The 20673-nt window shown below is 58.9% G+C and carries 16 protein-coding genes; 6 read left to right on the top strand and 10 right to left on the bottom strand.

Going from position 1 to position 20673, the window contains the following annotated elements; translation table 11 throughout:
• Positions 1 to 3: 3 nt before the first annotated feature.
• A complete protein-coding gene (locus HMPREF3098_RS04045) occupies positions 4 to 1104 on the bottom strand; it encodes a YlbL family protein (RefSeq protein ID WP_035114833.1) in 1101 nt (366 codons plus the stop codon).
• 138 nt (positions 1105 to 1242) lie between these two features.
• On the opposite strand from HMPREF3098_RS04045, the gene HMPREF3098_RS04040 reads away from it, so the two are divergent.
• Together HMPREF3098_RS04040 and HMPREF3098_RS04035 are read left to right on the top strand one after the other, a co-directional pair.
• Positions 1243 to 2658 (top strand): zinc-dependent metalloprotease, encoded by a 1416-nt coding sequence (locus tag HMPREF3098_RS04040; RefSeq protein ID WP_070434085.1) that lies wholly within the window; start codon positions 1243 to 1245, stop codon positions 2656 to 2658.
• An 18-nt stretch (positions 2659 to 2676) separates the two neighbouring features.
• On the top strand, positions 2677 to 3501 hold the full coding sequence (locus tag HMPREF3098_RS04035) for a TOMM precursor leader peptide-binding protein (protein WP_070434084.1): 825 nt from the start codon (positions 2677 to 2679) through the stop codon (positions 3499 to 3501).
• Between the two features lie 126 nt (positions 3502 to 3627).
• Here the strand turns inward: HMPREF3098_RS04035 and HMPREF3098_RS04030 are convergent, their stop codons facing one another.
• The 7 genes from HMPREF3098_RS04030 to HMPREF3098_RS04000 all read right to left on the bottom strand — a co-directional run bounded on the left by HMPREF3098_RS04030 (position 3628) and on the right by HMPREF3098_RS04000 (position 16143).
• On the bottom strand, positions 3628 to 5700 hold the full coding sequence (locus tag HMPREF3098_RS04030; protein WP_070434083.1) for an ATP-dependent DNA helicase UvrD2: 2073 nt from the start codon (positions 5698 to 5700) through the stop codon (positions 3628 to 3630).
• Positions 5697 to 6776 (bottom strand): potassium channel family protein, encoded by a 1080-nt coding sequence (locus HMPREF3098_RS04025; protein ID WP_035114829.1) that lies wholly within the window; start codon positions 6774 to 6776, stop codon positions 5697 to 5699. The genes HMPREF3098_RS04030 and HMPREF3098_RS04025 overlap by 4 nt, the downstream gene beginning before the upstream one ends.
• A gap of 29 nt (positions 6777 to 6805) precedes the next feature.
• A complete protein-coding gene (locus HMPREF3098_RS04020) occupies positions 6806 to 10480 on the bottom strand; it encodes a UvrD-helicase domain-containing protein (RefSeq protein ID WP_210385935.1) in 3675 nt (1224 codons plus the stop codon).
• Positions 10481 to 13930, bottom strand: coding sequence for an ATP-dependent DNA helicase (locus tag HMPREF3098_RS04015; RefSeq protein WP_083284063.1), 3450 nt, complete (start codon positions 13928 to 13930; stop codon positions 10481 to 10483).
• 35 nt (positions 13931 to 13965) lie between these two features.
• Positions 13966 to 14847 (bottom strand): TIGR02569 family protein, encoded by an 882-nt coding sequence (locus HMPREF3098_RS04010; protein WP_070434082.1) that lies wholly within the window; start codon positions 14845 to 14847, stop codon positions 13966 to 13968.
• Positions 14847 to 15770, bottom strand: a complete 924-nt coding sequence (locus tag HMPREF3098_RS04005) for a DUF3152 domain-containing protein (RefSeq protein ID WP_371440949.1) — start codon at positions 15768 to 15770, stop codon at positions 14847 to 14849. Before HMPREF3098_RS04005 ends, HMPREF3098_RS04010 begins: the two co-directional genes overlap by 1 nt.
• Before the next feature lie 151 nt (positions 15771 to 15921).
• A complete protein-coding gene (locus tag HMPREF3098_RS04000; RefSeq protein ID WP_083284060.1) occupies positions 15922 to 16143 on the bottom strand; it encodes a DUF3107 domain-containing protein in 222 nt (73 codons plus the stop codon).
• A gap of 124 nt (positions 16144 to 16267) precedes the next feature.
• On the opposite strand from HMPREF3098_RS04000, the gene HMPREF3098_RS03995 reads away from it, so the two are divergent.
• From HMPREF3098_RS03995 to HMPREF3098_RS12050, 4 genes are all read left to right on the top strand, one after another.
• On the top strand, positions 16268 to 17515 hold the full coding sequence (locus HMPREF3098_RS03995) for a DEAD/DEAH box helicase (RefSeq protein WP_070434079.1): 1248 nt from the start codon (positions 16268 to 16270) through the stop codon (positions 17513 to 17515).
• Positions 17516 to 17519: 4 nt separating this feature from the next.
• A complete protein-coding gene (locus HMPREF3098_RS03990; RefSeq protein ID WP_070434078.1) occupies positions 17520 to 18782 on the top strand; it encodes an Rv3212 family protein in 1263 nt (420 codons plus the stop codon).
• A 324-nt stretch (positions 18783 to 19106) separates the two neighbouring features.
• Positions 19107 to 19373: a WhiB family transcriptional regulator gene (locus HMPREF3098_RS03985; protein WP_035114826.1), complete on the top strand. Its 267-nt coding sequence runs from the start codon at positions 19107 to 19109 to the stop codon at positions 19371 to 19373.
• 76 nt (positions 19374 to 19449) lie between these two features.
• A complete protein-coding gene (locus HMPREF3098_RS12050) occupies positions 19450 to 19524 on the top strand; it encodes a 50S ribosomal protein bL37 (RefSeq protein WP_011274008.1) in 75 nt (24 codons plus the stop codon).
• A 195-nt stretch (positions 19525 to 19719) separates the two neighbouring features.
• Here the strand turns inward: HMPREF3098_RS12050 and rsrA are convergent, their stop codons facing one another.
• A complete protein-coding gene (gene rsrA / locus HMPREF3098_RS03980) occupies positions 19720 to 19980 on the bottom strand; it encodes a mycothiol system anti-sigma-R factor (protein WP_070434077.1) in 261 nt (86 codons plus the stop codon).
• Complete coding sequence (locus tag HMPREF3098_RS03975; RefSeq protein ID WP_210385933.1) at positions 19977 to 20648, bottom strand: sigma-70 family RNA polymerase sigma factor; 672 nt, start codon at positions 20646 to 20648, stop codon at positions 19977 to 19979. Before HMPREF3098_RS03975 ends, rsrA begins: the two co-directional genes overlap by 4 nt.
• Between the last annotated feature and the right edge of the window lie 25 nt (positions 20649 to 20673).

Genomic DNA, 20673 nt, shown 5'->3' with positions numbered 1-20673 from the left:
CCTCTAGCTGCCGGTGCAGACCTGTGGTTCCTCGCCCGCATTCAGTTTATTGAGCTGGTCGACCGCGGTCGTGAGCTTATCGACCTTTACCAACTTAATTCCCTTGTCCTGCACGGAATCCGGGATGGTGACGGCCTCTGCACAGTTGTCCTCGGGAACGAGGAAGACTTTGGCTCCCGCATCTGCGGCGGCCGCGATCTTGTGCGTGATACCTCCGATGGGCCCCACATTGCCCTCAGAATCGATGGTTCCGGTGCCGGCGATGAACTTCCCGCCGGTGAGTTCCCCCGGGGACAGCTTGTCCACCACCGCGAGGGAGAACATCAACCCAGCCGAGGGGCCACCGATATCGTTGAGGTTGTAGTTCACGCGCACATCACCGGCAGGCTGAGCCACGCTGGTTACACCCAAGAATGCCTTGGGGCCTTTCGCTCCCTGTGGGAGGAACTCCTTGGGGGTTTCCGCGAGCTTCACCTCGACCTCTTGCGTACGGGCGTGCCGCAGCACCTTGATCTTGACGGTTTCGCCCGGCTTCCGCGCCCCGATCTTCTTGGCTAGGTCGGCGGGCACGGTGATTTTCTCCCCTCCCACCTCGGTGATCACGTCGTTGACCTCCAGCACGTCCTTGGCGGGGCCCTTATCGCTCAAGTCCACCACCATGGTTTCCATGGGACGGTTCAGGTACTTCATTGCCGCGCTTGTAGCGTTCGACTCACTCGCGGCGAAGGCTGCATTGTTTTGTTCCTGCACCTGCTCCGGACTCACTCCCGAAGGAAAAACCTGCTCGATGGGAACCAGAGTGTCATCGGTAGCGATCCAACGCCCCAGCGCCTGTGCCAAGGTCATGTTGGTGCGCACCGCAACGGTTGTCATGTTGAGGTTGCCACTGGTTTTGTCGACCTCCGCTCCGGAGATCTCCACCACATCTTTGCCGTCAACGTTCCCCAACGTATTAAAAGTCGGTCCCTTACCTTGGGCCGCGTAGGGAACGGTCAGGTCAATATTCGTGCCGGGTACCTGTGGCAACCCCACGAGGGAGGCCAGCACCACGACGGGTACCGCGCCAAGCACGACGGTCCTGTTACGACGATTCCAAAAACTCACCTGTTATACCTTAGTGCCTTGGCACGACGACACGAATAGACCGCACGACTACGCGCGTGTTCACATTCGCGCGCCAAGTAACTGTATGTTCGCTACCAGCGCACACACACGACCAGCGCAAACCGGTACGGTGGTAGCATGAGTAAATTCGGTTTCGGATCCAACGGCTCAGATGACGATTCCGAGGACGACCGCAGGGACGATAACCACAACGATCCCTTTGGATTTTTCTTCGGTGGCAACATGGGCCGTGGCCACATGGGCGGCAACATGGGTGGTGGAAACATGGGTGACCTGTTCAACCACATCGGCTCTATGCTCAGCGGTTTCGGTGCGGATATGAACAGCCCTGAAGGCAAGGGCAGCGTGAATTATGCGGTGGCCGAACGCATCGCCCGGCAGCACATTGCGCAAGCCCAGAAGGATAAGCGGCCCGAATCCACCCAGTCCCAGGCCGTCGCAGAATCCGTGCGCCTCGCGGAACTGTGGCTGGATGAAGCCACTCCCCTTCCCGCCGGCGCGTCCAGCTCCGTGGCATTCGGCCCCGTGCAGTGGCTCGAAGAAACCCTGCCCACCTGGAAGCGGGTTATCACTCCCCTCGCCGACAAGCTAGGGGATGCTGCGCTCACCGGTATGCCGGAAGAGCTCCAAGGGCAACTGGGACCGATGGAGGGAATTCTCAAGCAAATCAACTCCATGAATTTCGGCACCCAACTGGGGGCCACCTTGGGAGAAATGGCCAAGGACGTGGTGCATTCGACCCAGTGGGGCGTGCCGCTGGCCAACGGCAGCACCGCTGCGGTGGCCACGGCTCACTTAGACAGCGTGGCGTCGAAACTAGGCTGCGAGAAGCAGGAAGCTCTGATCTACCTCGCCGCCCGCGAAGCAGCCCACCACCGACTTTTCCAGCACATTCCATGGCTGGAGGAGCGCCTCATCCTGGACGTGGAGGAATACGCTGCGGGCCTCACGTTGGATGATTCGAAGATGCGGGACGCAATGGGCGAGTTCAATCCCGAGTCCATGGGCGACCCAGCGCGTATGCAGGAGATGATGGACAAACTCCAGGGCCAGGACCTCTCCCCCGAGGTGGTCAGCACCAATGCGCACGCCCGCGAGCGTTTGGAAACCAGCCTGTCCTTGATTGAAGGCTGGGTGGACTACGTGGTCGGCACCGCACTGGAGGGTCGCATTCCCAATGCCGCAATGATCGGCGCCGCGTGGAGCTCGTTCCGCAACAATGGCTCCCCGGCAATGGATGCGCTGACCAAGGCCGTCGGCATCAGTTTCACGGCTCCAAAAGCCAACGAAGCTGCGGACCTGTGGCGTCGACTAGAAGAGGCCGTAGGCCAAGACCGTCGCGACAAAGTATGGGATCATCCCGACTTCCTTCCGGTAAGCTCTGACTTGGACAATCCCGCCGCCTTTATCGGGCACGTTGCTCTCGATGACAAAGAAATGGAAGACTTCAACCCCATCAGCGAAATCGAGAAGCTCGAGGCCGAGATGAAGAAGCGGATCGAAGGGGAAGACAAGAACGATAATCAAAACTAGGGGCATCCTGGGGGGACAATGCTCTTTTTACCGACGACTACGTCGGTGATTGCCCGGCCGGGTGTGGGACTGCAGTTCCACATTCTGCCGGAGCACGCCGTGATTTTGCCGCTGCCTACGACCGTTCGGATTGGGCAGGTTGCACACGTTATGTTGGGCTGTCGCTTGGGTTCGGAACGCTCCACCGTGATCGCTAACCTTGGCTACTGTGGTATGGATACGGCGGTCGCCACAGACATCGTGGGTGAACTTATTCGCGCTCGGATCCTGCTGCCCAAAGCCCCACCGGCTCATGTGCGGTTGTTGCACACGGGGCAGTTAACTTCCGCCACGCACGCTGCATTGTTGGCTAAGGATATCGACGCCCACATGGTCAGCCTCGACGCCACCACCAGGTCCACCAGCACCTTATTGCTTGGGGGCATGGTGTTTCCGCCCGGTGACGTACAGTTTTCCCTTATGGCTCATCGCGTGCCACACCTTCCCTTTGGGGTCATCGACGAGCGCGTGGTGATCGGCCCCTTGGTCGTGCCAGGAAAAACCGCCTGCCTATCATGCTTCGACCAGCATTATCGACAATTCGATGCTGGGTGGCGGGGCGTAAGGATGCAGGCCACCGCGCGGCCGGCGGGTGCGGCGGCAACGGCTTCGACCGTGGCGGCCACGATTGTGGCGGAGTTAGTGCACCGGCATATGCTGCAGTGGATCGCTGCGGGTCGGCCCGACGACGGTATTCCCGCTGCCCTCATTGGACGCACCATCTTGGATCCCAGTACGGGCCGCAGCGAGGTCACTCACGTGGCCCCTGCCACGGATTGTCCGGTGTGCCGGTTGGCGGGTTAAATACGTGTACTCGGGCTAACGTCCATCTCTAGTCACCATCCCCGCCATCACGTGTGCACCCAGTGTGCCGGTTGGCGGGTTAACTACGCAGCCTCATCAAGATTCATCCACGACAGGCGTGAATTCCTACGCATAGTTCGCCACGATCGACACTATGTCTTCGCCGAACTGCTCCGCCTTCACCGGACCAATTCCAGATACTTGGACTAGCTGCTCCAGCGAGGTGGGCTGATCGGCAACAATGGCCTTCAACGTGGCATCGGTAAACACCACGTAAGGTGGCACCCCGCGCTGTTTGGCAACGCCCAAACGCCACTGCCGCAATTCCGTCACTAGCACATGGTCATTATCCGGAGCATGCAATCCGCACCGACCGATAATTTTGAATTCAGGTGTGGTCAGCCGGGACCCGCACACCACACACGCATTCTTCGGTGCACTGCTGATGGTAGAAGATGAATCCAGCGTGGTGTCCACCCCATATTCTGGAACGAGGCCATCCAGAAAACGGGTGCGGCGGCGATTGGCGCGACCGCCCTCCCGGCGCGCTTGGGACCACGACAAGTGCAGGTGCTCCCGCGCACGCGTAACGCCTACGTACATCAGACGGCGTTCCTCCTCGATGGCCTGCGCGGAACCCGCGCCCTTGAGCGCCAAGTGGAAAGGCAAGGTACCCTCCACGAGCCCCACGAGGAACACCGCATCCCACTCCAGCCCCTTAGCCGAGTGGATACTGGCGAGGGTCACACCCGAGACTCGCGGTGGATTCTTCGACTCCGCACGTTCGCGCAGCATGAGCATGATGGCGCGCAGGGAGAGCTCGGGGTTGTCCTGAACCATCTCCCCGATGAGGTTGGCCAGCGCATTCAGCGACTGCCAACGTTCGCGCTCCTGCGCGCCGCTGGGTTCCTTCTGTGTAAAACCAACCAAGTGCAGGGCCGCGAGGGCCGCATCGTAGACCTCCCCTGGTTGCGGATCGAAACGCTCCGCAGCGCGGAACAGGGCTTGCATGCCTTCGGCGACTTCGCGACGATTGAAAAAACCCGCGCCGTTTTTGACTTGGTAGGGGATGCTGAGGTCAGTCAGCGCGTTTTCAAACAGCACCGATTGCGCGTTGATCCGGTACAGCACGGCAATCTCGCTGGTTGGCACACCCGCCGCGATGAGATCGCGAATGCCCTCGGCCACGGCTTTGGCTTCCGCGGCTTCATCGGCATATTCGTGAAATTCCGGTTCTGCACCTGCGGGTCGCTGGCCCACCAGCTGCAGGCGGGATCCGGCGATACGGCCTTGGGCTTTTTCAATGATTTTATTCGCGAGTTCGACTACCTGCGGTGTGGAACGATAGTCGCGCTGCAGGCGAACCGTCGTGGCTTCAGGGAAACGCCGCGTGAAGTCCAGCAGGTACTCCGGGGTTGCACCGTTGAAGCTGTAAATCGTCTGGTTCGCATCGCCCACCACCGTGATATCGTCGCGATCCCCCAACCAGGCATCCAACATCCGCTGTTGCAGCGGGGTGACGTCCTGGTACTCATCAACGACAAACGTGCGGTACTGCGAACGGAATTCTTCCGAGATCCCCGCGTTTGTTTCCAAGGCAGCGGCCATGTGCAGCAGCAGGTCATCGTAATCCAGCAGGAATCGTTCTCCGGTTACCTTGATCTGCTCGTAGGCTTGGAAAACTCCCACGAACTTATCGGCATCCACGGGGCAGTCCCGGCGGTTGGCATCCATGACCTTGGGGTAATCCTCGGGCACAACTAACGAAGATTTCGCCCATTCAATTTCGCCAAGCAGGTCCATCAGCATGGTCTTGTTGGTTTCCAGCCGCTGACTGCGGGCTGCTCGTGCCACAAGGGGGAACTTGTTCTCGAGGAATTCCCATTCCACCCCTTCGGCATAGCGTGGCCAGAAGTATTTCAATTGACGCATGGCCGCGGAGTGAAACGTGCGCGCCTGTACTCGGGGGACGTTCATGCGCACCAAGCGCTCGCGAAGCTCCGCTGCGGCGCGGTTCGTGAACGTCACGGCGAGCACGCGATCGGGGTTGACATAACCGCCTTCCACCAAATGCGCAATGCGGTGGGTAATGGTTCGTGTCTTTCCGGTGCCGGCGCCGGCGATAATAGCCACGGGCCCCCTTTGGGCCGTGGCGGCGCGGAGCTGATCGGGGTCCAGCCCAGCTAGAATATCCGTCACTGTTGCAGCGCCTCCTCCGGGCCCGCGTTAGAACGAACGAAGAGAATGCGATCACCGGGTTCAATGGTTTCAGCTTCCACGGAGTCGATTCGGTATAGCTCACCGGAGCGCACCACTCCCAAGACCACGTCTTCCAAGACTCGCGGGTTGCCACCCACTTCTTCTTCTCGGACTAGGCGTTCTGCGATGGAGAAGCCTTCGTCCGGGCTCAGCAGATCCTCCATCATCTCGGTCACGGACGGAGTGACGGTGGCAAGGCCCATCAGTCGGCCCGCGGTTTCGGACGAAACGACCACGGAATCGGCCCCTGATTGGCGCAGCAGGTGGGAGTTATCGGCTTCGCGCACGCTGGCCACGATCATGGCCGACGGCGCCAACTCGCGCACGGACAGCGTAATGAGAACCGCCGTATCGTCTTGGTTGGGGGCGATAACAACGGCCCGTGCCCTGTTCACTCCCGCTAGTCGCAGCACGTCAGAGCGGGTGCCTGAGCCCACAACGGTGACCAGTCCCTTCGCTTCGGCGTTTTCCAGCACGTCTCGATCGTCATCGATGACGACAATCTGGTTCGGGGACACACCATCGGCCAAAAGTGCGGCAATAGCGGAGCGTCCCTTGGTTCCGTAGCCAACGACAACCGTGTGGTTACGCACTTTCTTCCTCCATCGTCTGAGTTGGAACGTTCTACGAGATTCCTCGGTGAGCACGCTCAATGTCGTACCGACGAGGAGGATCAGGAACACCACACGCATTGGCGTAATGATGATGATGTTAATTAATCGGGCTTGCTGTGTCACCGGGGTAACATCGCCGTAACCCGTGGTCGATAGTGACACGGCCGCGTAATACAGAGCATCAACGAAAGTTTTGATGTCGTTGTACCCATCGCGATCAACATAAGCGATTAACGCATTAAACAACAACAGGGCCAACGCGTATCCCATTCTCCGAGTGATAAGCAACCACGGCGATTGCACCACGGGACTGGGGATACGAAGAATGTTCAGCAGTGAGTGCGCCGGAAGCTCATCAACTTCCGTGCCCGTTCGAAAACGGTCGCGCATACCGTCATTCATGCAGTGGCCTCACTAACGTAGTTCGAACTTTACTTCGCGGGATCGGTCAAAAGCTGTTCGATCTCCCTAGCAGAGGGTAGCTTATCTGGCTCTACCGTTTCGTTGGCCTGCACGTAATGGAACGCCGCGCGTACCTCCGAAACGGGTACTTCTACCCCGAGTTGAGAGCTCAAAACTTGTGCCCATGCCAACCGGTACACGGCCAACTGCATCTTGGCTGCGGACATGTCTTCACCGGTGGGCTTTTTACCAGTTTTCCAATCCACGACCATCCAGCCCTTCGTTGGGTCATCGGAGAAGTGGAAAACGGCGTCGATCCGACCTTCAAACACGTGCCCAGCCAATGAGACAGAATACGCCCCTTCGATACTGGCAGGTGTGCGTGCGGCCCATTCGGATTGCAGGAACAGTTCTTTTAGACGTTCCAGCGCTGGGTCTTGCAACGTAGCATCCGAGGCTCCGGGCAATTGTTCATCATCGAGCAACGTGACGTGGTCGTAATGCTGTTCTACCCAGTTGTGGAACGCCGTACCTCGCTTGGCGTATGGCTTGGGTTCTAAAGGCACTGGACGTCGACGCCGCCTCGCGAATTCCGCCCGGTCACGCCGCAGGCCCACGGCTTCCGTGGCGGTGAGCCGCACGTCCAGCGGAATCTCGATCTTTGCGGTTTCTTCCACGCGTAACTCTTGGATGAGCTGCGCTGTTTCCACGTCCCAGCTTTCACCGGTAGTCGTGGCCGTGGATGAAGCAGCTGGCTGAATTGCGCCCTGCGGAGAGCCCTGCTTCAGGGCTTCTAGTGCCTGGCGCACTAACTGTGCGCCTTCCTCGGCACCAGGACGGGCGCTCAACAAAGGAGCTGCGGAGCGAGGCCAGGGTGCTGCATTCCCCACCCGGGCCGGTGCTTGTTGCAGTTCGTCGATCAACGCTTGGCGGATGTCATTGAATGCGAGGACATCGTTCAGCATGAGGTTGCGTTCGCGCCCGCCTGGCTGAGGATTTGATGGATCGGCCGGTTCGAAATCTGCTTCCTTCTTGCGGAGCTTGCCCAGCGGTGACCACACGGGCACGGTCTCAATAGTTTTAATCTCCTCCGCGGCTTTCCACCGTGTGCCCGCGGCTTCGAATAACGCATTGCGAAGCAACACCAGCCCCACAGAAGGGTCCTCGAGTGATTTACTGCCTTCACGGTACGCAGACCCGCTGACCAGTAACTTCTTTTTGGCGCGGGTGATGGCCACGTAGAACACGCGGTCGTCTTCTTTGGCTTCAAAACGGTTGTATTCCTGTTTGAAGCCTGCGACACGTTTGGAGTGATCCGACCGTTTTTCCACCCCCGAAAGGTCCAAGACGGGCATAGTCGCCAGCCCCTCGAATGCTTCCGCGTCACCACGTAAGTGCGTGGGCAATCGAGTGGCATTGTCGGTCCATTTGTAACCGCGCGTAGTGGGTGCTTCCGCATCGGTGTAGGTTCCTCGGCCCGCGTGTGGCACGGCCACGAGGTCCCACTCCAGTCCCTTGGACTTGTGCACGGTGAGGATTTGCACCAGATTGTCTTTCTTCGTGACCTCGCCGGTTTCTAAGCCATCCTCTTTGTCCTTGGCGGCCATAAGGTACTCCACGAGGGTGCTGGCGCTGGCCCCGGAGATCTCGCTAAACCCACGCACAATTTCCGCAAATCGATCGAGATGACTGGTGCCAATGGAGTATTCGGGTGCGGAATACCACCGGGTGAGTACCTCGGTTCGCACGCCTAGCATCCGCTCGATGTCCGCCACAAGGTCTGGCAGGGACTTCGACATACTGTGACGGCGCAGGAACCCCAGCTCCGCGGACAGTTGCTCTAAACGAGTTGCCCCTACAGGGGACATTCCGAAACTTGTGGCTTCACCCAAATCCGCGAGGGCGTCGCCTAAACCGACTGTGCCCGCTACCGGGTCTTCGAGTACTCCTTGTAGTTCCTCCCGCAAGTTCTGTCCGGGTTTGGTGGCACGGTTAGCCCCGGAACCACTCGGGACTTGTGCAGGATTATCCAGCCGCTCAAACACATCCGCCAACGGTTGTAGGCGCTGGTCAGCTGGCCCCGTGGTGTGTTCCGTCTCAACTTGTGCGTGCTGCAGTTGTTTCGCACGATCGGACAGTGCTTTGATATCCGCGGCTCCCAAGGCCCACCGGGTGGATGTGATCAACCGCAGTATGGCCTCGTCATCGCTGGGATCGACAAGCACGCGCAAGGTAGACAACACTTGCTCTACTTCAGGCATTTCCAACAGGCCTGGTCCTGCCGACATTTCGGCGGGAACACCTAGCTCTCGCAGGGCTTCGTAGATAGGCACGGCGTCGGCATTGCGGCGAACCAGAACGGCGGCGGAAAACGGTTTTGCCTGATCGGAATCCGTCCAAGCCTCCCAGTGTTGTGCCACATGCTGCGCAAGCCAGGTGATTTCTTGTTCTTTATCGTCGTGAAAAGCCACCCGCACGGTGCCTTCATCGGATCCGGCGCGTGGTTTCAGTTCGGAGACCAATGGCCGATCTTCCATCGACCAGCGCGAGACGACGTTCGCCAACGTCAACACCGTGGAGGGATTGCGCCACGAGGTTGTCAGCTCGAGTTTCTGTGCCGGCGAAAAGTCTGCCCGGAATTTCTCCAAGTTCGAGGCCGTGGCACCACGGAACATGTAGATCGATTGCATCGGGTCACCCACTGCGGTGACCGCCAATCCGGGGTCTTTACCTTCCCCAAACAGCGACCGCAGCAATACTCGCTGAGCCTGGCCTGTGTCTTGGTACTCATCCAGCATCACGACCCGGAAGCGCTGGCGCAGTTCCTCTCCTACGCGTGGATGTTTGGTGGCCAATTCAGCAGCAATAGACATTTGCTGATCGAAAGTCATCAGGTCGCGCTTTTGCAGCGTGTTCCGGTATTCCCGCACTAACTCGAGCAGCTCAATGCGTTGTTTCTGTGCGTTGTGGAACTTCTGATTCTCGCCGCTGAGGTAATCCGGTTCCTTTTTCTTCGTCGATTCCAATCCCTCGAGATCACGCATAGCCGACAGGGATTCTTCTTTAATTTGGTCCACATCGACCAGGTGGCTCTGCGCCTCATTCGATAGCGCCTGCACATCGGAGATCACCGATGGAATGGTCTTGTCAACGCTCAGGGTGCCACCGTAATTCGTCACCACTTCTCTCGCGATCAACCACTGTTCGGCATCACCGATAATCCGTCCAGCTGGCTCCATCGGGACCAGCAAGCCGTATTCACGCACAATGGTGCCGGCGTAAGAATCGTAAGTCGCAATGGTTGGCGCCACATTGCTCAGCCACCGGCGCCGCGGATCATCTGCCGCCAATGCGCCGAGGTACAGTTGCGAATTCGCCAGCGTTTCCAAGCGACTACGCACGCGGTGGGCTAGTTCGCTGGCTGCCTTTCGTGTGAACGTCAAACCCAACACCTGTTCGGGGCGCACGTAACCGTTAGCGACCAGCCACACCACTCGGGCCGCCATAGTTTCGGTTTTCCCAGCGCCTGCCCCCGCAACCACCAGGAATGCACCGGAGGGCCTAGAGCCAATGACCTGCGCTTGTTGATCAGTCGGATTGGGATACACGCGCAGTGAGGCATCTGATTGGTCCAGCCCCATGCCATCACGAATGAAGCCGGCGATTTCTTCTGGCGTGAAAATAGCGCGATCTGCATCCAGCATCTAGATCACCCTTTCGTTGGTATTGAAGGCAGGACAAAGGAATTTATAACCGCATTTGTCGCAGTGTTTTCCAGGCGTGGGCGTTAATTGGGGACCATTGGAACGCTCGGCCAGCTGCAATGCCCGCGCCCGAAAATCTTCGTCGGCAGCATCATTGCCGTCGGTACTAATTTGTTCCCGGGTGGTCACGGATTTAGCACCGGCACTCGGATAGACCAGTTTCGCACCCAGTGGCCGCCATTTATCTCGGTCCTCGCCCATTGCAGGGTCATTGGCCCTAGCCTGCAACAAGTATTGATAAGCCCGGAGCTGCGGTGATTCCTTGGCCTGATCCAAAGAAATGGGAGAACTGCCCGACTTGAAATCGATCACCCAGGTCCCCAAGGTTGAACCATCGGAATCGGCCGTCCGCGCTTGAGTAATCAGCAAATCCGCACGTCCGGACAACAGAACCTCTATCCCGTCGTCCGTGCTGCCAATAGTGGTACGCAGGATCTGCTCGGCCACAGCCCCCTCATTCTTGGCGGGATCCAACCCATCTAGTTGACCGCGCATCCACGTATGCAACCGCCCAATGCCCTCGGTCCACTTGTGCAACAGCGATTCCGTTCGCCACCCCGCGTGCGTGGAGACTTCTGGGATCACAACGTCCACAATCCGCAGGGCCCCTTCCAAGCTCAGCCCGTGAACAAATCCTTCGGCGATCGCGTGCACCATTTCGCCCACACGCATCGCTTCTGTGCGTTCCTGTTCACCGCTGTTGCGATCCAAGAACGCGCGCAGCACACATTCCTCCATGCGCTCCATTTGCGAAGGGCTCAACCGGATTTGCTGAGGATTAATCACCTGATCCGTGGATCCTTCGGCCATGCCCCACCATTGCTCCGGGTGCGCGCCGAACACACCGTGATCCGCCAGTCGCGCCAGGTTCCGGGCGGCTGCTACCCGCTCGTGGTGTGGCCGGTCTTTATCTGTCACGGCATCACGTAGTTCCGCCACCATTGGTTCTACGGCTAGCACGCGTGGCAGCTCGGGGGCTTCCGTCACTGGGATCTCGGTGTGAGTCGCCTTTTGTTCCGACGCACCTCCGCCCACAATTTCTTGAATGAAGCGGGAGGGCTCTAATCCTTCATCGCCGGTGTTGTTAACGGCTGTGACCACCGTCGCGCCACGCGACCGAGAAATCGCCAGCAGGAACAAGCGCCGTTCCTCTGCGATAGTTGCGGCGATTCGGCTAGCGGTAATCTCCGCGAGCGAGGGCATTCGCCCTGCCTCGCCCATATTGTGATCCAGAAGGTCCACGAGGTCCAGTTGGCTGAACAGCCCTCCAACGGTAGGGCTGGTCGTTGGCCACGTATCTTCTTGTACTCCCGCGACAACAACAAATTGCCATTCCTGCCCAGCAGCACCGTGGGCAGGCAGTATTTCCACCGCATTGGGTTGTACCCCCCGCCGGTCGCGCCCGCCCGTGGGCAGTTCTTGAGCTCGTACGTCTTCTACGAACGTTTTCACGCTGGCATGAGGATTGCGTTCTACGAAGTCACCCACTAGGTCGAAGAGGTTCATGACAGCATCGAGATCCTGATCCGCCTGGGCGCCTACGGTTCCCCCTCGCAGCGCGCGGTTTTGCAGCGCGCTAGATAGCTCGGTGGCTTGCCATATCCGCCACAGCACAATTTCCGGCCCAGCGCCTTGTTGTTGAGCTTCCCGACCCGCGCGGAGAACCCGAGTAACACGCTGGAATACCTCTATTTCTCGGGTGCTGAAGAGTTCAACAACCCATTCCGGCGCATTCTCCCCGGTGTTGAGGTACCAGGCTAAATAATCAATCGCTTGAAAAGGCCGCCCATTGGGTAGCGACTGCCGAGCTTCTTCGTTATCCCTCAACCGCTGATTGCGCACGGCTTTGGCTACCGCTCGTTCCAGGCGACGAACCATGACGGCATCGGCGCCACCTACGATGCTCTCCAGCAACAATTTCAACTCTGTCGGCTGCAGTGGCTGATATGTTGCCTGCACGGCCAGCAACAGCAATTCCACCAAGGGTTGTTCTGCCAGCACTATGGACGTGGAATCCACCTGCACGGGCACCCCGTGGTTCATCAGGACCCGTCGCAGTGCCGGGATGTCCCCTACAGAGCGCACGATGACGGCCATATCTCGATACTTAGTTCCCCGCGCTTGTTCACGTCGCAGCGCATCAGCCACGGCTAGGTTGTGGGAGGTATTAGTGGGTGCGATGACGCAGCTCAGGCCCCGATCAACATCTTCGGTTCCACGCACGGGCATGCGTGCGGGTTGATACGGCAGGCGTTTCTGCAATTGATTCACGGCCCGGCAGGTCTGGTCGGTCATACGGTGGGAACGGCTTAAAACTATCCGCGACGTGCCGGCACTCGGCATACCCTTCGCCAAGGCTTCAGGCGAGCCATTCACCGACTCACGCGCCGAATCGCGTGCAGAGCCCTCGGCCGAGCGCGCGTATTTGTTCAAAAATGCCTCATCCGCCCCTCGGAAGTGGAACACGCATTGGTCCGGATCACCCGCAATCGCCACCCGCTCTGCGGCGGGGATAAAGAACTCAATAAACCGACCCGCGGCGGGGTCCAGGTTGTGGGCATCGTCGACCAGCAGCAACTTAACTTGACCGATACGCCGCTGCATCTGCGGGGATTCGGATGCTGCATCCATCGCTTGATTGGCCTTGTGCATCAATTCGGAGGCATTAACATCCACAGCGCCAGCGAGGTTGGCGATACCTTGGTACTCGTGCAAGAATTCCGCTGCCGCAGTCCACATCGGCCGGTTGTATTCCTGTCCCAGCCGGTGCAGCTGCTCCCTACCCACACCGCGTTCCGTGGCACGCAGCAGTACATCACGCAGTTGCCTGGCGAACCCCACATAACCCACGGCTTCCCGAACGTCCTCGGGCCACGGCCCCGTTCCCGTCGCAGCATGTTCGCGCAATAATTCGCGAATAATGATGTCGTGCTCCGCACCACTGATCAACCGCGGCGCCACCTGCTCTTGCTCCACCATATGCGCGCGGTAGTACGCGAAAGCCCACGAGTGTACCGAGCGCACCATCGCGCCCGTACCCGCATACTGATCGCCATCGGATAACGCATGAAAGATTTCGTTCCTCACCCGAGTGGCGGATTCCTTGGACGGCGTGACGAACATGATCTCGTCCACCAACCCACCAGCGCGGATGTGGGCCAGCGCGGCGTCGATCAAAAAAGAAGTTTTACCCGTGCCGGGGCCACCCAACACAGCAAATGGCCGTGAGTAGTCCACGGAAGGTTCGTGAGCGATGAATTGCGCGGCCAGCCCATCAAAAACGCGGTGGGAGCAACCGGAGTGCGGGCTGGAGGAAACCAGCGTGACCTCCGGATTTGCCCCCGCACCGATGCGCCGGGCCAGTGGGGATACCTCGTGTGCTTCAACCATGGTGTCAAGTATGGCATCCGTCCACGACACTCCACTTAGGTCTGTTCGATTTTGGCCGCCACGACGTCCGCCACCCGTAACAAGCCGGGCAATGCCTGTGGATTCGCTTGGTCCCCCAACATGGCATGCGCAAACAGGCGGTACATCGCCGCGCGTAAGGCCAGCTGATTGAAATCGGGCACATGGCCCCACCGTTGCAGCAGCGCATCGGGGGCGTTCCCCCAGGCCATACAATCCACGATCAACAGTGCGACCGACCACCCCGCGGGATGATGAGCTGGAACGAAATCGGTGATCACGGGATCCGCAGCCCCATCGAAAATCACGCATCCGGCCACGTCACCGTGCACCACCTGATCTGGAGCCTCCAGTTCCTTGCGCAATCCCACCAGCGACATCGCCTTTGCCAGTGCCTCCGCTTGCCCTGCCGATGGAATGGAATCCGCGCCCAAAACTTCGGTGATATGGACCGTTGGGTCCTCGGCGAAAGTAGCGGTATCGGCCGCGGCAAACGGATCCCGCAGCGGATTCTCGTCCATTACCGCCGGCCATGGAATTCCCCGCAGGGCTTCGTTCAGGCGCAATGCGGCCGCGGCCATTTCGTCAAAGCGGGGCGCCCTATCACCGGACATGAAAGTCCGCGCGCGCCACCCCGACACGCTAAAGCGCCCGTCGCTGGACGAAATCGGCCGGGACACCGTAACCCCCGCGGGGCGGACTTTTGCCATGACCTTCGCGATCCAAGCTGCCCGCGCAGGTTCGTCCGCTGGCGAGAGCACCGCTCGGTCGCAGCGCCAGCCCCCACTCCATTCCTCGTCTAACTGCACTGGGTGGGCCGACGCCACGCCATAGCTGGCCAAGATATGCGCCGGAACTTGGGATTCGTGGGTCCCGTCTTGAGGGTAATCAGCAACCACTATTCGCTCCTTCCCGGGAGCCTGTTTCCGCCTGGTTTATCCAGTGGGAAAACCCAGGGGTTCGGACGGCATGTTTTGCCGTCGTTGTCGTAGACCTCATCCGGGTTGATCTTGTACAACTCACTGTTTTTCAAGCTCAGGGTTTGCTGCATCATGATGGGCGCCAGGTCGCCCGTTTTCTCGCAGCCCACGTGCGCGGGGTAGCCGATGCCGTGGCCAACCTCGTGGTTGATCATGTACTGCCGGTATCCCCCCAGGTCACCCTCAAATGGGACCGCGCCGCGCACCCAACGGGATTCGTTGAGCACTACACGATTGCCCTCTGGCATGTAACAGCTGGTCTCCAGCTTGTATTCGTTACCACATACCTGGTGCGTGGTTTCCGCACTCGTCAACTGAACCCGTAAATCTGGATTCTTTTCCTTCGAGCCATCCACGCGCTGGAACGAAAACCTTTTGTCCCCGATCCATGATTTCGGGTTGGACAAGGTAGCTTCCACCATCGCGGCGAACCCATCATCACCGCCGTAGGCGGACGCATCGATGGTGTCTTCGACCTCAACAACATACGTGTAATGGTCTTCGCGACCCTCGCCGACCTTTTTGCCGTCGCCCGCAACAGTGCGGTACTTGCCGCTACCTTTGTTCGTGTACGGCCCACCGGGTGGCAGCTCCCCCAGTGTGACGTTGCTCAGGGTTCCCGCCGGAATCGGCTGGTCGGTGCGATGCGGCGATTCGGATCCACCCGTGGACTGGTGGTTCTCGGTGGCGTGGGTCTGCGTGGCGTCGTCCCCCTTAGAGCCCTGAATGCTGATCACAATGAGTAAAGAAACCACAACAAAAACCGCCGCCAGCACCGCTACCCAATGCGAACGGGCCCACGTCGCAACGGTGTGCTGGGTGGGCCTATCGGGTTCCGGTATAGCAAAGCGAGGATGTTCCACGGGTGCTTTCTTCCAGGGGATGAACCGATCATTCGCACCTCGGGTGAGGTTCTCACCCAAGGCTGAGCGAAGGAAGTGCCAAGATCAAAAATACGGGGTCGCCTCTAGGCGATTCTTTAGATGAATCTCTTTAGATGAAACCGACGGATGTCTTGTTCTCCGCACCGAACTCTACGTATGCGACTTGGTCTCGAACCAGGAGGAAGCGGGCACCCTTGGCCCCCTCAACCACAGTGGTATCGTCCTGGCTGCCGAGGAACTGCTGCAGCTGGTTAACGACCTCTTCTTGACCCTTTTCAGTGGTGATGTTGAGCTCGCGGGAATTGTGCTTAAAGCCGATCTTGATCTGCATAAGGAAGGTTTGCCGTCCTTTTCTCGTTGGGCTTGCAGTAATGTTTCCATCATACCCACACCGTTCGGGGCCCCGTCAGGCCCCGCATGGAGAAGTGAAACGAGCAGAGAGGAACCCCCCAACCTTGTCCCCCAGCGAGCACCCATCCTTTCTCAGCTTGGGCGTCGCCGCAGAGATTTGCGATGGCCTCGCCACTCGTGGCATCACACACGCTTTCGCGATCCAGGAGTTGTGCCTCCCTCTCGCTTTGGCTGGCAAGGATCTGATCGGGCAAGCTCGCACGGGCATGGGCAAGACCTACGGTTTTGGCATCCCCTTGTTGGACCGGGTTTTTGACGACGCCCACGTGACTCCACCCGACGGCACTCCCCGGGCGCTGGTTATTGTTCCCACTCGCGAATTGTGCATTCAAGTGGCCGACGACCTGACCATCGCCGCTCAATTCCTCCCAGACCTCGATGTACTGGCGCTGTACGGCGGTGTGAGATTCGAAACCCAGATTGACCAGCTTCATCACGGGCGCGCCGACGTTGTGGTGGGAACGCCCGGTCGCCTATTGGATCTTCACCGACGGGGTGAATTGCTACTCGGCAATGTGGAGATCGTGGTCCTCGACGAAGCCGATGAAATGCTGGACCAGGGATTCTTAGAGGATGTCCAGGCGTTGATTGCAGAAACTAACGACAACCGCCAGATGATGTTATTTTCCGCCACCATGCCGGGGCCGATCATGGCGCTATCGCGGACTTTTATGCACCATCCCGTGCAGATCCAAGCAGATCAGGCACAGGCACAACAAACCCACACCACCACGGTGCAACTGGCTTTCCAATCGCACAAACTGGATCGCATGAGCGCCCTAGCCCGCATCTTGCAAACCCCTGGCCGCGGCCGAACGATCGTATTCACCCGCACCAAGAAGCAGGCAGCGTTCGTGGCCTCCGACCTAGGCCAGTTGGGCTTTGCGGTTGGCGCGGTGCATGGCGATATGAAGCAGGCTGAGCGCCAACAGTGCCTAGAGGCCTTCCGCAACGGCACGGTCGATGTCATGGTGGCAACCGATGTGGCCGCCCGCGGAATCGACGTTGAAGATGTCACCCACGTGATCAACTACCAAAGCCCCGAGGACCCCCGCGCCTACGTGCACCGCATTGGTCGCACAGGGCGGGCCGGCCACACAGGCATGGCGGTTACCTTGGTCGGTTGGGACGAGGTAGATCGGTTCAATTCCCTCTGCGAGATTCTGGAGCTGGACTTAGCGAATCCACCCCAGTGGTTCTCCTCCTCCCCGGAATTCCTCGAGGCCTTCAATCTGCCATCTGACGTTACCGATCGCGTGGGGTCACCCCGCCGCGTGTTAGGAACCCGTTAGCCCCATGTCCCCCAGCCGGTTTTCCCTCCCCTCTCCCGAGCGCCGCACGCGCGGCGACATTATCGCCTCCGCGCTCATCGCTGCTGGCCTGTTGGTGGGAGGCGTGGGTGTGTGGCTAACTTCCGACGCCCACAGTGTGGAACACCACGTTGCCAACGACAGCTCAACGGTCCTCGCAACAGGAAACGCGGAGCTGCCTCAGCGCCCACGTGAGCTGTGGACCACAACCACCCAAGGGAAAGACTTGGTGGTGGACCAAGAGGGCGTCGTCCAAATAAACGGAACGAAGGTCCGCATGTTGGAAGCTGCCACCGGAGCCGAACGGTGGAGTTACAACAAGGGCGAAGACGTGTGCGCGGTAACCAAGGGTTGGGAAAAAACAACCGTGGTTTTTCGTGGCCCCAAGGGGTGTGGCCAGGCAATCAGTTTTGATAGCAAGACGGGCCAGTACTGGAGCACGCGTGACAGCATCGCGCCCGACGATGTTGCTAGCTTCCGCAGTGAGGACATCATCGGAATTCTTTCGCCCGCACGTTTAGAGACGTGGCGCAGCGATCTGGTGCGCACAGTGGAAGTGGGAAAAATGCCTACACCCGTAAAAGTGGGCAAGCAGGAATATACACACTGCAACTTCACGTCCGTGGGGACGGCGGGCACACTGCTGGCGACCGTGCAGGAGTGCCCTGGAGAGAAGAACGGCAAGAAGTACGCGCGTTTGCTCAACACCACGCCTGAGGATTCAGATGCCCCGGAATCGTGGCACGTGTACCGCGTTCCAGCGGGCAGTGAAATAATCGGCGCGAATGAACACCGCGCCGCGATTGCGATACCCGCGGCGGGCGGAAAGAAAGCACGGATTCAGTCGCTGGATAAAGAAGGCCACTTTGAGGAATTTCCCGTAGACGTTGGACCGGATTTGCATCAGCGCTTGCAAGATCATGATTCTGCACCTTTCCAGCCCCTGACGATCCAGACCGGCAGCATGGCTGGGTGGTTTAATGGACGAGCTCTGGTGGCGTTAAACCCGGAGACTTTCCGGCCATTGTGGACCCTCCCCGGGGCACAGGGGGTAGGAACCGAGCTCAATGGAAAGCTTGCCGTGCCAATGCGAGACAACGGTATTGCGTTGGTAGATCCATCATCCGGAAAAGTGGAACGCACCATTGGTGTAGATCGTGGCGGGTACGAAGGCCCTGTTGAGATAGCATTCACAGGGCAAACGATTCTTGAGAAGCGGGGCGCGAAGGTCGTCGCGCTGGGTGCGTAGACGTTCCCAGGTAGTGGTGCAGCTTCCGTTCTCATAGGCTCATGGGAAACTAAACTCAAATTGCCCTGGTGTGAGCTTCGTCACTTTTTCGATTTATCTCTAGCGCTGGCGCTATTTCCGTGCGATGATTCTTCAAGTAACCGCAAAGAGGCCATGAGGTTAACGAAAGGCAAACTTCGTTAAAAACCCTCCTCTTTCATCCGGCGTAAAGTTACAGCGATCACGCTGCCCATCTCGCCGCACACCCATTTTTAACGACGGATCCCCATCCGCGGGTTTCTACGTGCCCGCACAGAAAGCACCTCAACGAAAGGAACATTGATCATGGATTGGCGCCACAAGGCTGTATGTCGCGATGAAGACCCAGAGCTGTTCTTCCCGGTAGGCAACTCCGGTCCAGCTCTCGCCCAAATTGCAAAAGCGAAGTTGGTCTGCAACCGCTGCCCAGTAAGCTCCCAGTGCCTGTCGTGGGCTATCGAGTCCGGCCAGGATGCCGGCGTATGGGGAGGCATGTCCGAGGACGAGCGTCGGGCACTGAAGCGCCGCAACAATCGCGGTCGCACCCGCACCCGTACTCGCCTGAGCCTCTAATTACCGGTTTTTCCGCCGTGGCAGATAAGCTGTAGCGGTTAAAGGTTCAACCCCTCAATCCACCAAAGGAGCTGCAATGAGCAAGCGTGGCCGTAAGCGTAAGGATCGCCGCAAGAAGAAGGCAAACCACGGAAAGCGCCCAAATTCCTAAAGCGCCCCGTGGATGAGATCCGCCAAAGCCCGGATGGTTTCCTTGTTTCACCCAAGGAGTCATCCGGGCTTTTTAGCTGCGCTATGTGATAGTTGAGTAGCAAAATGTGTGTCCGCTCGGCACTGCGTTGCCGCGCACCATCCAGCACAATTTCGAGCTCTGGCCGGCCCGCCAGCTGCCGGCTAGCTGCCGGCCCTAATTTTCGTAACGGCGGACCTCGTAACGAACCCGAAGCTGCGTAGTAATCCGAGTGCGGAGTTCACTCGGCGCAGGCTGCGAACAACACGAACGCAGTAACTGCCGAACCTGCTGCTCCAATCCCAGCGCCTGCAAGCATTGGGGGCACTCGTCAACGTGGCGTTGCAACTCGGCACGCGCTTGTGGCCCCCCGGTGCCGTCGACGTATTCATACAGCACTTCGAGAAGCTCCTCACACTTATTCTTTGGACCGGTCATCGAACGTTCACCTCGTCTTTCTTAGCGACCGCAGAGTTCTTCTTCTTAATAGCAATGCCGTGCTCGGCAGCCACATCCTTTAGTGCTACACGCAGCCTCTTCCGACCGCGGTGCAAACGGCTCATGACCGTTCCGATCGGGGTGTCCATAATTTCCGCGATCTCTTTGTAGGGCATACCCTCCACGTCTGCGTAATAGACAACCATCCGGTAGTCCTCCGGCAGATCCATCAGGGCCTGCTGAATACGGGCATCCGGTATCAGCTTCAATGCCTCTACTTCGGCGGATTGCAATCCCACTGAATCGTGAGACGCGCTTTCAGCCATCTGCCAATCCGTCATTTCATCAGCGCTTTGTTCTGCCGGGCGGCGCTGCGCCTTCCGATACGAGTTGATGTACGTGTTCGTCAAAATCCTGTACATCCACGCCTTGAGGTTGGTCCCCGGCTTAAACGACGCGAAAGCGTTAAAGGCCTTCATGTACGCATCTTGAACAAGATCCTGCGCGTCGGCCGGGTTGCGAGTCATCCGCAAAGCTGCACCATACAACTGGTCAAGCAGCGGCAGCGCATCGCGCTCAAAGCGATGCAAAAGGTCCGCATCGCTTTCACCCGGCGCACGATTCAACTCGCCGTCCTGGCGAGCGCGCTCAGTGTTTTCCACGGTCATGTAATCCCTTTCTGGACTACTCGGG

The sequence above is a fragment of the Corynebacterium sp. HMSC28B08 genome (genome assembly GCF_001806865.1).
Taxonomy (GTDB): domain Bacteria; phylum Actinomycetota; class Actinomycetes; order Mycobacteriales; family Mycobacteriaceae; genus Corynebacterium; species Corynebacterium auriscanis.
This window is presented reverse-complemented; position numbering and strand designations above follow the sequence as displayed.

Excerpts from the sequence above, each read along its gene's own strand:
- HMPREF3098_RS04000 (WP_083284060.1), bottom strand. The coding sequence starts at position 16,143 with ATGCAGATCAAGATCGGCTTTAAGCACAATTCCCGCGAGCTCAACATC.
- HMPREF3098_RS04035 (WP_070434084.1), top strand. The coding sequence starts at position 2,677 with ATGCTCTTTTTACCGACGACTACGTCGGTGATTGCCCGGCCGGGTGTG.
- HMPREF3098_RS04040 (WP_070434085.1), top strand. The coding sequence starts at position 1,243 with ATGAGTAAATTCGGTTTCGGATCCAACGGCTCAGATGACGATTCCGAG.
- rsrA (WP_070434077.1), bottom strand. The coding sequence starts at position 19,980 with ATGACCGGTCCAAAGAATAAGTGTGAGGAGCTTCTCGAAGTGCTGTAT.
- HMPREF3098_RS04025 (WP_035114829.1), bottom strand. The coding sequence starts at position 6,776 with ATGAATGACGGTATGCGCGACCGTTTTCGAACGGGCACGGAAGTTGAT.
- HMPREF3098_RS04020 (WP_210385935.1), bottom strand. The coding sequence starts at position 10,480 with ATGCTGGATGCAGATCGCGCTATTTTCACGCCAGAAGAAATCGCCGGC.
- HMPREF3098_RS03975 (WP_210385933.1), bottom strand. The coding sequence starts at position 20,648 with ATGACCGTGGAAAACACTGAGCGCGCTCGCCAGGACGGCGAGTTGAAT.
- HMPREF3098_RS03990 (WP_070434078.1), top strand. The coding sequence starts at position 17,520 with ATGTCCCCCAGCCGGTTTTCCCTCCCCTCTCCCGAGCGCCGCACGCGC.
- HMPREF3098_RS03985 (WP_035114826.1), top strand. The coding sequence starts at position 19,107 with ATGGATTGGCGCCACAAGGCTGTATGTCGCGATGAAGACCCAGAGCTG.
- HMPREF3098_RS04015 (WP_083284063.1), bottom strand. The coding sequence starts at position 13,930 with ATGGTTGAAGCACACGAGGTATCCCCACTGGCCCGGCGCATCGGTGCG.